Origin of the sequence: Labrys sp. KB_33_2 (genome assembly GCF_052114505.1) — a bacterium.
GTDB lineage: Bacteria > Pseudomonadota > Alphaproteobacteria > Rhizobiales > Labraceae > Labrys.
Genome location: NZ_JBFREW010000007.1, coordinates 49,145 through 62,106 on the forward strand (window position 1 = coordinate 49,145; position 12,962 = coordinate 62,106).

General features: G+C 63.8%; 15 protein-coding genes. 8 read left to right on the plus strand and 7 right to left on the minus strand.

Annotation, left to right across the window (positions count from 1 at the left end; all coding sequences use genetic code 11):
* Positions 1-153: 153 nt before the first annotated feature.
* The 5 genes from solA (at position 154) to AB4037_RS14225 (ending at position 4,391) form a co-directional block, all read left to right on the plus strand.
* Positions 154-1,284 (plus strand): N-methyl-L-tryptophan oxidase, encoded by a 1,131-nt coding sequence (gene solA, locus AB4037_RS14205; RefSeq protein WP_441771952.1) that lies wholly within the window; start codon positions 154-156, stop codon positions 1,282-1,284.
* 113 nt (positions 1,285-1,397) lie between these two features.
* The gene (locus AB4037_RS14210; protein WP_434957207.1) at positions 1,398-2,282 is read left to right on the plus strand and encodes a DMT family transporter; all 885 of its coding nucleotides are present in this window, start codon (positions 1,398-1,400) and stop codon (positions 2,280-2,282) included.
* A complete protein-coding gene (locus AB4037_RS14215) occupies positions 2,282-3,211 on the plus strand; it encodes a DMT family transporter (RefSeq protein WP_441771953.1) in 930 nt (309 codons plus the stop codon). Before AB4037_RS14210 ends, AB4037_RS14215 begins: the two co-directional genes overlap by 1 nt.
* A 14-nt stretch (positions 3,212-3,225) precedes the next feature.
* Entirely contained in the window at positions 3,226-4,011 is a 786-nt protein-coding gene (locus tag AB4037_RS14220) for an enoyl-CoA hydratase-related protein (protein ID WP_434957209.1), read from the plus strand.
* A gap of 167 nt (positions 4,012-4,178) precedes the next feature.
* Positions 4,179-4,391 carry a hypothetical protein gene (locus AB4037_RS14225; protein WP_149254465.1) on the plus strand — a complete coding sequence of 71 codons (213 nt, stop codon included), beginning with the start codon at positions 4,179-4,181 and terminating at the stop codon, positions 4,389-4,391.
* 272 nt (positions 4,392-4,663) lie between these two features.
* On the opposite strand, the gene cml is transcribed toward AB4037_RS14225, so the two are convergent.
* From cml to cobS, 6 genes are all read right to left on the minus strand, one after another.
* On the minus strand, positions 4,664-5,866 hold the full coding sequence (gene cml, locus AB4037_RS14230; RefSeq protein ID WP_434957210.1) for a CmlA/FloR family chloramphenicol efflux MFS transporter: 1,203 nt from the start codon (positions 5,864-5,866) through the stop codon (positions 4,664-4,666).
* A gap of 273 nt (positions 5,867-6,139) precedes the next feature.
* On the minus strand, positions 6,140-6,475 hold the full coding sequence (locus AB4037_RS14235; RefSeq protein WP_441771954.1) for a hypothetical protein: 336 nt from the start codon (positions 6,473-6,475) through the stop codon (positions 6,140-6,142).
* Positions 6,476-6,503: 28 nt separating this feature from the next.
* The gene (locus AB4037_RS14240; protein WP_434957212.1) at positions 6,504-7,379 is read right to left on the minus strand and encodes an NAD(P)-dependent oxidoreductase; all 876 of its coding nucleotides are present in this window, start codon (positions 7,377-7,379) and stop codon (positions 6,504-6,506) included.
* Positions 7,380-7,421: 42 nt separating this feature from the next.
* The gene (locus AB4037_RS14245) at positions 7,422-8,207 is read right to left on the minus strand and encodes a transporter substrate-binding domain-containing protein (protein WP_441771955.1); all 786 of its coding nucleotides are present in this window, start codon (positions 8,205-8,207) and stop codon (positions 7,422-7,424) included.
* 107 nt (positions 8,208-8,314) lie between these two features.
* Positions 8,315-8,563 (minus strand): DUF1289 domain-containing protein, encoded by a 249-nt coding sequence (locus AB4037_RS14250; protein ID WP_441771956.1) that lies wholly within the window; start codon positions 8,561-8,563, stop codon positions 8,315-8,317.
* Between the two features lie 36 nt (positions 8,564-8,599).
* Positions 8,600-9,406, minus strand: a complete 807-nt coding sequence (cobS, locus tag AB4037_RS14255) for an adenosylcobinamide-GDP ribazoletransferase (protein WP_441771957.1) — start codon at positions 9,404-9,406, stop codon at positions 8,600-8,602.
* 183 nt (positions 9,407-9,589) lie between these two features.
* On the opposite strand from cobS, the gene cobT reads away from it, so the two are divergent.
* The 3 genes from cobT (at position 9,590) to AB4037_RS14270 (ending at position 12,222) form a co-directional block, all read left to right on the plus strand.
* The gene (gene cobT, locus AB4037_RS14260) at positions 9,590-10,615 is read left to right on the plus strand and encodes a nicotinate-nucleotide--dimethylbenzimidazole phosphoribosyltransferase (protein ID WP_434957216.1); all 1,026 of its coding nucleotides are present in this window, start codon (positions 9,590-9,592) and stop codon (positions 10,613-10,615) included.
* A gap of 241 nt (positions 10,616-10,856) precedes the next feature.
* A complete protein-coding gene (locus AB4037_RS14265) occupies positions 10,857-11,156 on the plus strand; it encodes a porin (protein ID WP_434957217.1) in 300 nt (99 codons plus the stop codon).
* Between the two features lie 307 nt (positions 11,157-11,463).
* Entirely contained in the window at positions 11,464-12,222 is a 759-nt protein-coding gene (locus AB4037_RS14270) for an MBL fold metallo-hydrolase (RefSeq protein WP_434957218.1), read from the plus strand.
* A 93-nt stretch (positions 12,223-12,315) separates the two neighbouring features.
* Here the strand turns inward: AB4037_RS14270 and AB4037_RS14275 are convergent, their stop codons facing one another.
* Positions 12,316-12,918, minus strand: a complete 603-nt coding sequence (locus AB4037_RS14275) for a hypothetical protein (RefSeq protein ID WP_441771958.1) — start codon at positions 12,916-12,918, stop codon at positions 12,316-12,318.
* Between the last annotated feature and the right edge of the window lie 44 nt (positions 12,919-12,962).

The window sequence follows — 12,962 nt, forward strand, 5'->3', positions numbered from 1 at the left end:
TGGCTCCTGGAAAACGTTACCCCCGCAAGAAGGGAGAGCCGGCAGGATGCTGGCGGTCCCAGGCGAATAACGCTCCCAGAGCGTTTTCGTCCAAACGCGCTTTGCTCCAGGGGTTGAAGACTCGGCCGGTTTGCCTTCCACTTGGCCCCCATAATGTCCAAGACCTTTGATGTGATCGTCGTCGGTGTCGGCGGCATGGGATCGGCCGCCTGCTATCAGCTCGCCAAGCGGGGCGTGCGTGTGCTCGGCCTCGAGAAATTCGAAATCGGCCATGCGATGGGTTCCTCGCACGGGTTGACGCGCATTCTGCGCCTCGCCTATTTCGAGGGCGCGGCCTATGTGCCGCTGGTGCAGCGCGCGCGGGAACTGTGGATCGAGACAGGCAAGCTCACCGGCGAGCCGCTCTTCTTCGAGGTCGGCGCGCTCGACATCGCCCATGAGGGCAGCGGCATCGTCGAGAAGGCGCTCGAAGCCAGCCAGGCCCACGGCCTGGAGCACGAATTGCTCGACCGCGATGCCATCGAGGCACGCTATCCCTTCACCCTCGATCGCAATCATATCGGCCTCTACCAACCTCAGTCGGGCTTCGTGGCTTCCGAGCGGGCCATCCTCGCCCATACGGCACTCGCCTTGCATCACGGCGCCGAGATTCACGGCTGCGAGGCCTTGATCGACTGGGAGCCGACCGCAGGCGGCGGTGTGCGTGTGAGAACCGACCAGGGCAGCTACGAAGCAGGCAAGCTCATCCTTTCGCCCGGCGCCTGGATCGGGGATCTCGTGCCCGCGCTCAAGCCTTCCACCGAGGTAGTGCTGCAGACGCTCGGCTGGTTCGCCCCTGCCCGGCCCTCCCTATTCGATCTCGCCCATTTCCCGGTTTTCACGCTCGAAGCCGACGAAGGCCATTTCTATGGCTTTCCGCTCTGGCAGCATCCGGGCTTCAAGCTCGGCTCGCCGCATTATGGCGGAGAGGCCTATGATCCCGATACCCCCACCCGGGAGCCCTCGCCCCGGCATCGCGAGCAGCTACGCGCCTGCCTCGCCAAGCACATTCCAGGCGCCAATGGCGACCTGCTCGGCCTCAAGGCCTGCATGTACACGATGACGCCTGACGAGCATTTCGTCATCGATACCCTGCCCGGCCATGAGCAGGTCATCGTCGCATCGCCCTGCTCGGGCCATGGCTACAAATTCGCCAGCGCCATCGGCGAAGCCCTCGCCGAACTCGCCACCGCGGGCCGTAGCCGCCTTGACCTCGGCATGTTCAACCTCGGGCGCTTTTCTTGAGATTGTCTCGGTTTGTCTTTGCCAAATCGTCGGACAAAGTATAGGTAAGTATTATTCTCTTACCCTCCTGATTGCCCGCTGCCTGCCGGCGGCGATCTTTTGATTGCGCCTCCATGCCACCCGCACAATCGCACTGGTCCGGAATCGTCGCGATGGTTCTCGCGACAGGGTTGTTCGTCGTCAGCGACAGTCTGATGAAGCTCACGGCGCAGGGCCTGCAACCGTTCCAGGTCCTGTTCATGCGCGGTTTCTTCGGGCTGTTGTCCTGCAGCCTCCTGCTGATCGCGACCGGACAGGTGCGCCAGCTCGGCGGCGCGTTGCATTGGCGCGCCGTGTTGCGCGCCCTGCTCGAGGCGACGGCCACCTTCTTCTACATGGCGGCGCTGTCCGCCATGCCGATCGCCGATGCGATCGCCATCGGCCAGACCGCACCGCTGCTGGTCATCGTCGCCATTGCAGTCATCTTCCGCGAGCGGATTAATGCGATCCGCCTCGTTCTGGTCTGCACCGGCTTCCTTGGCGCCCTCCTAGTGGCACAGCCCGGTGGCTCGGGCCTGTCGGCCGCAGCGCTCTATGCTTTTCTGACTGCGATGATGGTGGCGACGCGGGACCTGCTCACCCGTGGCACACCGTCCACCATTCCCACTTTCGTCGTCCTCACCACCACGACCGTCGTGCTGACGCTCGCCACCGGCTGCGCCACCCTGATCCATGAGAGCTGGATGCCGCCCTCGCTCGACCAGTGGCTGACCATGGCCGCGTCGGGCTTCATCGTCACGCTCGGCCAGATGGCAATCTTCCTCAGCTACCGCCGTGCGCCGGCCGGGATCGTGGCGCCCTACTATTACAGCTTCACCGTTTGGGCGGTGATCGGCGGCTTCCTGGTCTGGGGCGAAGTACCGAACGGGCTCGCCGTCACCGGCATGGTGATGATCGTGGCGAGCGGGCTTGCTTTGCTCTTCGTCAAATCGAGACGAACACAGGAAGCCATCGCCTGATGACCACGGTTGCGTTCACCGAGGCCGATCTCGGCCGTCAGCGGGCCAATCAGCGAGGCATCGTGCTGATGATCGGCGCCATGGCCTGCTTCGTGGTGAACGATTCCGTCGCCAAACTCGCCACGGCCCGCATTCCGGTCAGCGAGGTGATTGCCATCCGCGGTGTCTTCGCGACGCTTTTCGTACTCGCCCTCATCCTGGCGAACGGCCTTCAGCGCCATTTCCGCCTGATCTGGCAATGGCGGGTCGCGGCTCGCGGCGGCATGGAGAGCATAGTTGCCTTCGCCTCCATTCTCGGCCTCAGCCATGTGCCGCTCGGCATCGCCACCGCCATCGGGCAGATCGCGCCGATCCTGCTGCTCGCCTTTTCGGCCCTGTTGCTCAAGGAGAAGGTCGATGCCAGGCGATGGGCCGCCGTGTTCGTCTGTTTCGCCGGCGTGATCCTGGTCGCCCGTCCGAGCACGGAGGGCCTCAACCTCTATGTGCTGGCAACCCTGGCTTGTGCCGTACTTGCCGCGCTGCGCGACCTGGTCACCCATCGTATCGGCTCCAGCGTGCCGACCCTGCTGGTGACGCTTGGCACCACCACCATCGTCTCCCTGGCCGGCTTCGCAGGCTCGGCAGTGTCCGCCTGGCAGCCGCTCGCCCTTGCCGACCTTTCGCTGCTGATGCTGGGCGGCCTGAGCCTGGTCGGCGGTCATGCCCTGGTGATCGCAGCCTATCGCGGTACGGACGTCTCGGCCGTCAGCCCGTTCCGCTATTCGGCCATCGCGCTCTCCGTGCTGGCCGGACTTGTGGTGTTCGGCGATTTGCCCGATGCGTGGACGGGCGCCGGCATGATATTGATCATCCTCAGCGGCCTTTATGCCGCCGGACGCGAGATGCGGCGCCGGCGTGCGATCGAGGCTGCTTTGGATAAGGGTGCCTGAGCAGGGAGTATGGCATGAGCGAGTTGGTGGTGGAGAATGTGGGTTCGGTACGCACCCTGACGCTGAACCGGCCCACAAAGCTCAACGCCTTTACGGCAAGCCTTCACGCCGAACTCCGCGCGGCCCTCTCGGCGGCAATCGCCGATGACGGCGTCAAGGTGGTCGTACTCACCGGCGAGGGGCGCGCCTTCTCTTCGGGCCAGGACCTCACCGAGGACCTGCCGCGCGACGACAAGGGCGGCATCGATCTCGGCCCTGCCCTGGAGCGGGACTACAATCCCCTGATCAAGCAGATCGTCACGTCGCCCAAGCCGACCATCGCGGCGCTCAACGGGCCGGCCGTCGGCGCCTCCATGAATATCGCGCTCGCCTGTGACATCGTATTGGCGGCGCGCTCCGCCACCTTACAGGAAGCGTTTGCCAAGATCGCCCTGATCCCCGATGCCGGCGGCACCTGGCTGCTGCCGCGCCTGATTGGCCCCAAGCGGGCTCTCGCCCTCATGCTGACGGCCGAACCGGTGCCGGCGGAGGAGGCCCTGCGCATGGGCCTGGTCTACAAGCTCTTCGAGGATGCGAGTTTCCGCGACGACGTCGCCGGTTTCGCCGCCAAGCTTGCCCAAGGCCCGGCCCTCGCTTTTCGCATGATCCGCGAGGCGATCCTGGCCAGCGCCGGTAATGATCTCGATACTCAACTGGCCTTGGAAGCAGCCCTGCAGCGCAAAGCCGGCGCTTCGTACGATTTTGCCGAAGGCGTTGCGGCCTTCCTGGCTAAGCGGGCTCCACAGTTTCAGGGGCGCTGACAACGCGTTTTGCGATTTGGCGGAAGCGCAAAGGCGCGTCGGGACAAGGTACCCGAGCAAAAAACGTTCAGTCATGAACGCGCTTTGCTCTAGAGTTGCGCTTTCTTAACGTGAAATCGTCGGCATTCCGGCCGAGAATGCAACCACGTTGAAGTTGAGGATCTGATTTGTTTCGTTCACGCTGGATCTGGCTGGTACTGGCCGCGATACTCGGCATCGCCGCCATCTATGTCGGTAGCAATCCCGAAATGGCGAGTCGCTATGCCCAGGCGCAGCGCGACGCGGCCCTGAGCGCGGATACCAAGCAGACGGTGATGCTGCTGATCGCCCTGGCTGTCGGCGGCTATCTCGCCTGGTTCTTCCTCATCCGCAAGGAGTGAGCGCTCGGCGTTCCGAGCCAGGGACGCCAGAAAAACGAAACCCCGCCATTGCTGACGGGGTTGCCTTGCGACAAAGACCAGGATCAAACCCGAAGGCGAAGCACCAGCCTATTCATTTTGATCGACCCATCCCCCAGTACATCCGTGGTAGGACTGCCTTTCAATCAGGCACCCGACGCGTCCGCCGAATCACCCTTGAGTGACTATATAGAGAGCCTTTGTGACGGGAACAAGATGGGCTGGAGCAAAATGCTTCAGCCCGCAGATGAATTTCAGACGTCGGCTTCCAAGAGCCTCTCGCGCTTTGCTCCGGCAAGCAGGAGAACCAGGCCCGCCATGCCGGCGGCATAGGCGACCAGCGGCCAGGCGGTATCCCCCGGCAGGATCAATACAGCCAAGGTACCGCCGATGCTGACCAGCAGGCTCTGCACACAGAAATACAGCGCGACCGCAGCACCGGCGATGTCATCGAAGCCTTCGAGCGCGCCATTGGCGGCAACACCGCCGGCGAGGACGATACCAACGGCGATCACCCACATCGGCGCGAGGAAGCTCCACCAGGACGGCGCCTCCATGATCTCGCCCGCAGCGAGCAAGCCGGCGCCAGCCAGGATCGTCACCATCGCCCGCTTGAGACAACCCAGACGCCCCCAGCGCTCGACACGGCCAGGCACGAAGCGCGTTGCGGCCATCATCGCCAAGGCTGCCGTAGCGAAGGCAAGGCTGAAAGCCAGGGGCGAATAGCCGGCCCTGTCGATCAGCACGCGGGGCGCGGTGGAGAAGAAGACGAAGAAGCTTCCCATCGCCGTGCCGAAGCCTGTCGTATAGGTCCAGAATGCATAGCTGCCGAGAACCGAGGTGGCGGGGCGCCGGGCGCCCTCCACCACTGCTCGCCGGGTCTCGGGCCAGCGCCATGCCGCATGGACGAAGGCAGCCGCCATCAGCAGTCCGAGCGTGACGAAGATCGCCCGCCAGCCGAAATGATCGGCAATGAGCGCCCCGGCAATCGGCCCCAGGGCCGGCACGAAGGCAAGCATGGCGCTGAACAGGCTGTAGATGACCGCACCCTCAGGGCGTTCGGCGTAGACGTCCCGCACCGTGGCGAAGGTTGCCACCAGGGCGGCGGAGGCGCCGGCCGCTTGCAGGAAGCGCAGGGCCACGAAGGCGGTGGCGTTCGAACTGGCCGCAAGTCCCAAAGAAGCGAAGAGGAACACAGCGGCGCCTCCGATCAGAACCGGCCGGCGGCCGATGCGGTCGGACAGCGGTCCGAAGACGATCTGCCCCACGCCCAGCATCACCATATAGAGGCTGAGGGTCAGTTGGATCACCGATACGCTGGTTGCCAGCGTCACCGGCATGATGGGCACGATGGGCAGATAGATATCCATGGCCAGGGAGGCGAGGATATCGAAGGGTGCCATCAGCAGCAGGGTCGACGGCAGGGTATAGCCCCAGACGGGGTTTTTGGCAGGCATGACAAAACATCCGCTCAAATGAAAACATTCGGCGGCGGTCTGCCTTTCAGCGCGAAACCGGACGGGATCGGACAGAACGCCGCAACAACATCGACATGTCGTTGCGGCCTAGCGGTCCGACGATTTGAGGCCCTTCATGTCCGGCTCCTGGCTGTCATTGCAATGGATGAGCGGCACGGCTTTATCAAAATGCTGCCGGGCGAACAATCCTCGGCGGGCATTTCCTCGACCGGCTACAGTGAGAGCCACCTTGTCAGGGTCGGCCCCTGCCCCTCAGGATTGCAGGCCATCCAGATCGGAGACCAGGCGCAGATAACCGCCGCGATAGTCCCCGAAATCCGTTAGCTGAGCATCCGCTAACTGGCCTGCATTCGTGCATCGCCCCACCCAGCTGCGCACACCGGCAACGTCCTCGGACGTGGTTTCCAGCGTGGCACCGAGATGGCGTTCGAGGAAGGCCGTGAGGGCTGCCACGGCCTCGTCGAGACCGGATGACGTCGCCAGCATCAGGCTTTCATAGAGCTTGCCTTCCTCCTCGTCGGTCTCGGCATTGTAGTCCGGCTCGCCGTCGAAACCTGACGGCGAGCCCATATCCTCGAGGGTCTTCATGAATGCGGCTTTCCCATCATCGCCTGATTCAGCTGCGCGGCTTTTCGAGCCGGGCGACGAGGCTGCAGGTATCCCAGCGCCGGCCGCCCATGGCCTGGACCTCCGCATAGAACTGGTCGACCAGTGCCGTCACCGGCAATTGGGCGCCATTCGCCCGTGCGGTATCCAGGCAGATGCCCAGATCCTTGCGCATCCAGTCGACCGCGAAGCCGAAATCGAACTTGCCTTCCTGCATCGGCTTCCAGCGGTTTTCCATCTGCCAGGATTGCGCGGCCCCCTTCGAGATCACACCGATCACCTTTTCGATGTCGAGCCCAGCCTTGTTGGCGAAATGGACGCCCTCGGAGAGGCCCTGTACCAGCCCGGCGATGCAGATCTGATTGACCATCTTGGTCAATTGACCGGCGCCCGAGGGCCCCATGAGCTGGCAAGCCTTGGCATAGTGGGCGATCACCGGCTCAGCCCGGGCATAGACATCGGCATCGCCGCCGCACATCACGCCAAGCGCACCGTTTTCCGCGCCGGCCTGCCCGCCCGAAACCGGGGCATCGATGAAGCCGAGGCCGAGCTTGCCGGCCGCTTCGTACAATTCGCGCGCGACCTCGGCCGAGGCGGTGGTGTGGTCGACGAAAACCGCCCCCTTCTTCATGCCGGAAAAGGCGCCTTGCGGACCCGTTGTCACCGAGCGCAGGTCATCGTCATTGCCCACGCAGGCAAAGACGATGTCGGCGTCCGCAGCCGCTTCGGCCGGCGTCGGCGCGGAAGCGTTGCCGTATTTTTCCACCCAGGCCTGTGCCTTGGCGGGCGTGCGATTATAGACGGTGACCTGATGACCGCCGCGTACGGCCAGATGGCCCGCCATTGGAAAGCCCATCACGCCAAGGCCGAGAAACGCCACTTTCATCGCAGAACTCCTTTATCCCAGCGCTTCCAACAGCTGCCAGGTTCAATAGATCGAGAAGGGGAAATATTTGTCGTTGATTGTCTTGTAGGTACCATCGGCGACGATATCGGCAATCGCCTTGTTGAATTTTTCGACGAGATCCCCATCGCTCTTGCGCAAGGCAATGCCCTCGCCCTCGCCGAAGAAGCTGGGATAATCGGCCACGTCGACGTCGGCCTTGATCTCGCAACAGAGGCTTTCGGGCTTGGCCAGCCAGCCGGCCAGCACCAGCTTGTCGGCAAGCACCGCATCGAGCCGCCCGGTCACCAGATCGGCATTGGCCTCGGCCTGGCTGCCATAAAGCTTGATCTGGGCGCCTCCCGCCTGGATCTCCGCCTGCAGGAAGGCGGCCTGCGCCGTGTTGGCCATCACACCGACCACCTTGTCCTTCAATCCCGCAGCGTCCCAGGCGGCGATCTTGCTATCCTTGCGGGCCACGAAACTGGTGGGCCGGTCATAATAGCGATTGGTGAAAGCGACCTGTCGCCGGCGCTCCGGCGTGATCGCCATGGACGAGACGATGGCGTCGACCTTGCCCGCGTTCAAGGACGGAATCAGGGCGTCCCAATCGAGAACTTCGAAACTGCAGGTCGCTCCCATCTTCTGGCAGAGCGCCTTGGCGATATCGACATCGAAACCGATGGGCTGATCCTTGGCATCGAGCTGGTTGAAGGGTGGATATTCGCCTTCTGTGGCGATGCGGATCGATTTCCACTCCCTGGCCGAGACAGTGCTGCCGGCAAAGGCGACGAGGGCGACAGCCAAGATGAAAGTGCCGATCCGCGTCATACCGTCTCCTCGATGATTCCCCGAAATGTCTGGCGATTTGGCGGAATCACCAGCAATCGCAGCGGCACCTCGAAGCACAAAAGAGTTCAGCCCTTCAAATGTGGCATTCATGCGCGGTTGCGCCGCCCGGTCCGCCTGCGCGCCGCCATCGCAGCGTCGAAAGCATCGCGGGCGGCCTGCAAGGCCGGCGTTTGCGCGAAACGCTCCGGCAATCTCGCCATCAGCGCCAAGCGGTCCTCCTCGCTCATCTCTACCCAGCGGCCGATTTCCAGGCCGGAGCGTCCGCAACCGATGCAAAAGCCGCTCGCCGCCTCGATGCGGCAAATGGCGATGCATGGCGTGGAGGTGATCTGCATGGCGTTCACAATCCAGATAGCGCGATATCGAGTAATCTAGGCATACCAGCCCAGCGGCGCCAGAGCACCTGCCAGAACCGCCACTTCGGCAAGCATCACGGCGGCACCGCAAACGTCGCCGGTCTGTCCGCCGATCTGCCGCTCCGCCAGCCTGGTGACAGCATAGGCCGCCGCAAGCCCGACCAAAGGCGCGAGAACCGACATGAAATGGCCGGTTCCGGCCCAAGCCAGGAGAGCCGCCACGACCATGGCAGGGACGGCTCCCGAGCGCCAGGCATGGCTGGTCAAACGGCCCACCGAGGCACCGGCGCCGTCCCGGCGCGCCGCCCCCAGCAAAACCAGCGGCAAAAGCCCCACGATACGGGAAACACCGACGGCAGCGGCCAAGATCAGGCCCGCGCGCCAGACGCTGCCCGTCGCCGTCAGCAAGGAGGCGAGCAACGACACCCGGGCGGCGAGGGCCAGCATCAGGGCCGTCGCTCCATAGGCGCCGATGCGCGAATCACGCATGATTTCGAGCTTGCGCTCCAGCGTGCCGCCACCGCCGAATCCATCCGCGACATCCGCAAGTCCGTCCTCATGCATGGCGCCGGTCATCACGGCCAGGGCGGCGACTGCGAAGATGGCGGCAACCGTTGCGGGCAAGCCGGCAAGATGGGCGATGGCCAGCACGATGGCGGCAGCCAGGCCGAGCACGGCGCCTGCCAACGGCGTGACCGGCGCCAGCCGCTCCATATCAGGCCGACCATGCGGATCGACTTCGAAGGACAGGACGGGCACCGGAAGGCGCGACCAGAAGCGCAGAGCCTGCGGAATGCTGGCGAAAAGCGATGAATGCATCATGGCGATGACCTGCATGCCATGCTGGCGCACATCAAATCAACGGTGCGATGACCCCTGCGGCTTTTCCTTGCACCGCCTCCCGTGTCGACGCCGGGGTATCAACCGTCGTCACACGACCTTTCCGCCTCGCAGTCATCGGTCTATAAGCGCGGCAAATCATTTCTCCTGCGCTGGAACATCCCAATGGCTTTTGCCGGCACCGCCCTGCCCTTCGACGACATACGCGAGCTTGCCCGCAACATGCCCGCCCTCGACGACAACGCCGTGGCAGGGGTGAAGCAGCGCGACAGCCAATTGACCAAGCCGCCGGGCAGCCTCGGGCGGCTGGAGACCATCGTCGAATGGCTCGCCGCCGTGCAGGCCACGCCCTCTCCCACGGTCTCGCGGCCCCTGGTGGCGATCTTTGCGGGCAATCACGGCGTGGTCGCCCGCGGCGTTTCGCCCTATCCGCAGGAAGTCACGCGCCAGATGCTGGAGAATTTCGCCGCCGGGGGCGCCGCGATCAACCAGATCTGCTCGACATTCGACATCGGCCTCAAAGTGTTCGATCTCGCTCTGGATATCCCCACCGGCGACATCACCTGCGAAGCCGCCCTCGACGAAAAAGCCTGCGCGGCCACCATGGCTTTCGGCATGGAGGCGGTTTCCGGCGGCATCGACCTGCTGGTTCTGGGTGAGATGGGCATCGGCAACACCACCATCGCCGCCGCCATCTACCATGCTCTCTACGGCGAGGAGGCAGCCCATTGGGTCGGCCGCGGCACGGGCATCGACGATGCCGGCCTGGCCCGCAAGATCGCGGCTGTCTCCGCCGCGGTCGAGTTTCACCGCGACCATCTCAAGGACCCGCTCGAAGTGCTGCGGCGTCTCGGTGGCCGCGAAGTCGCGGCGATGGCCGGCGCCATCCTGGCGGCCCGCAGCCAGCGCGTGCCGGTAGTGCTGGACGGCTATGTCGTCTGCGCCGCCGCAGCCATCCTCCATGCCATGGATCCCGCCTTGCTGGACCACTGCATCGCCGGGCATGTCTCCGCCGAGGGAGCCCATGCCGATGTACTGGTTCGTCTCGGCAAGAAGCCCCTGCTTGATCTGGGCATGCGACTCGGCGAAGCATCCGGCGCTGCCCTGGCGGTGTCTCTCATCAAAGCAGCTCTTGCCTGCCATACCGGCATGGCGACCTTCGCTCAGGCTGGTGTCACCGACAAGGCGTGAGCTGCGCTTGATGATACAGATAGGGCGGGACGACGACGAAATGTAACAAACCGTTACATCTCGTGTTCCACCCGCAAAAGCTTTGCCGCGAAGTGGTCACGATCGGGCGCTAGGCCTGAGTCGATGCTAGAGTCGGGTATGTCTCGGTAAAAATGCCTGCTGTGCTCTAATTTTTGTTTCGACGCGTCTTTGCGAATGTCGGTGATTCCGCCAAATCGCAAAACGCTTTAGGAGCCTATTCATGTTCAGGACGATCAGCGCCGCCATTGCCGTGTTTGCCTTCACGGCACCTGGCTTTGCCGGCGAGAAAACGGATCCCCGCTGCAGTCAGTATGGCGAAGGGTTCGTCTATTCGGCCGATACCGGCATGTGCATCAGGGTCGGCGGCGAGTTCAGGGCCGATTACGGCTTCAGGAAGCAGAGCGGCCTCGGCCAGCAGAGCGGCTTCGGCTCCTCCGTCAAGGGCCATGTCGATGCGCGCGGCAACACCGATCTCGGCCCCTTCCGCATCGTGGTCGAACCGACCGCACGCAAGTTCTGAGCCAGGCAGACTACCCTGATCGAACTGCAGGGTCTCAAGCGCCCGCTTTGTGCGTTTTCGCACAGACAGTTTTGGCATTTCGTGGGCTGGCCTCTCCTGGCCCATTCTCGCCGGTTTTGGCTGCTTTCTTTGAGTTGAAGTCCCGGGACTTTTCGGTTCATACCGGTGGATGACTTGACATGCATCACCCGGCTGAAGCCTCGCCGACCTGCGAGGTTTCCGATCGAAATAGAACAGACTTCGGCATGAGGCAGATACTTCTTCGCTCTCCCCAGTTCTCGATGCCCCGGCAGCAGGGGATCCTGTCATGCGTGTGACGGTGATCGGTTGCGGCGATGCATTCGGGTCAGGTGGACGGTTCAATACCGCCAGCCTGGTCGAAATCGAGGACCCGCAGGAGGGCCGCACCGTCTGCCTGCTGGATTGCGGCGCGACGACGATGACGGCGCTCAGCGCCATCAACATCGACCCCGACCAGATCGATTTGATCATGCTGACTCATCTGCATGGCGATCATTTCGGCGGCATTCCTTTCCTGCTGCTCGATGCGCAATGGGTCCGCAAGCGCACCCGTTCACTGCGCATCATCGGCCCTCCCGGTACGATCGAACGCCTGTCCACCACCATCGAAGCCCTGTTTGCCGGGGCGACCATGGAGACGCCCTGGAGCTTTGCCTGGAGCGTGGAGGAAATGGCGCCGGGGACGCAGCGCGAAGCCCAGGGCTTCACGATCCGTACCGTCGAGGTGGTGCATCCCTGCGGCGCGCCGGCCACCGCGGTGCGGCTGGAAGGCGGCGGCAAGATCTTCGTGCATTCCGGCGACACCGAATGGACCGAAGTCCTGCCTGAGATCGCCGACGGCGCGGACCTGCTCTTTCTCGAATGCTTCGCCATCGAGGAAACCCCGCCTCACCTCAACTATAATCGCCTGCTCGCCCGCCGCGGCGATTTCAACGCCAAACGCGTCGTGCTCACCCATATGGGCCCGACCATGCTGGCCCATCATGACAAGGTCGACCGCACCTTGTTCGACCTTGCCGAAGACGGCATGGTGATCGAGATATAGGTTCTACCTTGGAGCGCGGACATCTTGCCCGCTCTTCTCGCCCTGCATACGGCGGTTCCAAGAGCGGACAAGATGTCCGCGCTCCGATTCTTCTCACATCGGCGGCGCGGCGCCGTTCTGGCCCGTAGCGACGCTGTTTGTCCGCCAGTCCTTGCCGTCGGGCTGGGCCACGACGAAAACCGCGATCCCCGGCTTGATGATCGTGCGCTCGGCCGCATTGAACTGCACGACGGGAACCTCAGGCGGGATCACGATCTTGCGGCTGCCACCGGGAAAGCTGAGCATGACCTCCCGCCCCGCCGCGGTCGAGACGACCTCGCCGCCAACCGTGCCATTGGTCATGCGCGCGCCCGGCTTGGAATCCCAGTCCCGCTCGCCCTCGCCACTCTTGACGCCGGGCGGAAAGACATGGACCTCCAGCGATTTGCCCGAACCGTCTGCCTGGGGGATCTGCGCCGTGCCGATGAAGCTGCCGGCATGGATGGCCTCGACGCTGATGGGCGCCACCAGCCGGGCCTTCCAGTCAGGCGCAAGATGGATCGAAATGCTCTGGCCGTCCGGGGTCTTGAGGCTGAGCCCCTTGCCATCCAGCGACTCGATCATGCCGCGGAAGATCTTGCGAGGGGCCTCCTGCGCCTGGGCCGGAAGGATGAAGGCGAGCACCAGCAAGCCGGCAAGCCGATAGGGTTTCGTCATGATGCAAACTCCGCGCCCCCGCGACGCAACAGCGTCCCCGATGA

What these genes read in the sequence shown, in the direction of transcription:
- solA (WP_441771952.1), top strand. Translation starts at nt 154, where the DNA reads ATGTCCAAGACCTTTGATGTGATCGTCGTCGGTGTCGGCGGCATGGGA.
- AB4037_RS14210 (WP_434957207.1), top strand. Translation starts at nt 1,398, where the DNA reads ATGCCACCCGCACAATCGCACTGGTCCGGAATCGTCGCGATGGTTCTC.
- AB4037_RS14215 (WP_441771953.1), top strand. Translation starts at nt 2,282, where the DNA reads ATGACCACGGTTGCGTTCACCGAGGCCGATCTCGGCCGTCAGCGGGCC.
- AB4037_RS14220 (WP_434957209.1), top strand. Translation starts at nt 3,226, where the DNA reads ATGAGCGAGTTGGTGGTGGAGAATGTGGGTTCGGTACGCACCCTGACG.
- cml (WP_434957210.1), bottom strand. Translation starts at nt 5,866, where the DNA reads ATGCCTGCCAAAAACCCCGTCTGGGGCTATACCCTGCCGTCGACCCTG.
- AB4037_RS14235 (WP_441771954.1), bottom strand. Translation starts at nt 6,475, where the DNA reads ATGAAGACCCTCGAGGATATGGGCTCGCCGTCAGGTTTCGACGGCGAG.
- AB4037_RS14240 (WP_434957212.1), bottom strand. Translation starts at nt 7,379, where the DNA reads ATGAAAGTGGCGTTTCTCGGCCTTGGCGTGATGGGCTTTCCAATGGCG.
- AB4037_RS14245 (WP_441771955.1), bottom strand. Translation starts at nt 8,207, where the DNA reads ATGACGCGGATCGGCACTTTCATCTTGGCTGTCGCCCTCGTCGCCTTT.
- AB4037_RS14250 (WP_441771956.1), bottom strand. Translation starts at nt 8,563, where the DNA reads ATGCAGATCACCTCCACGCCATGCATCGCCATTTGCCGCATCGAGGCG.
- cobS (WP_441771957.1), bottom strand. Translation starts at nt 9,406, where the DNA reads ATGATGCATTCATCGCTTTTCGCCAGCATTCCGCAGGCTCTGCGCTTC.
- cobT (WP_434957216.1), top strand. Translation starts at nt 9,590, where the DNA reads ATGGCTTTTGCCGGCACCGCCCTGCCCTTCGACGACATACGCGAGCTT.
- AB4037_RS14265 (WP_434957217.1), top strand. Translation starts at nt 10,857, where the DNA reads ATGTTCAGGACGATCAGCGCCGCCATTGCCGTGTTTGCCTTCACGGCA.
- AB4037_RS14270 (WP_434957218.1), top strand. Translation starts at nt 11,464, where the DNA reads ATGCGTGTGACGGTGATCGGTTGCGGCGATGCATTCGGGTCAGGTGGA.
- AB4037_RS14275 (WP_441771958.1), bottom strand. Translation starts at nt 12,918, where the DNA reads ATGACGAAACCCTATCGGCTTGCCGGCTTGCTGGTGCTCGCCTTCATC.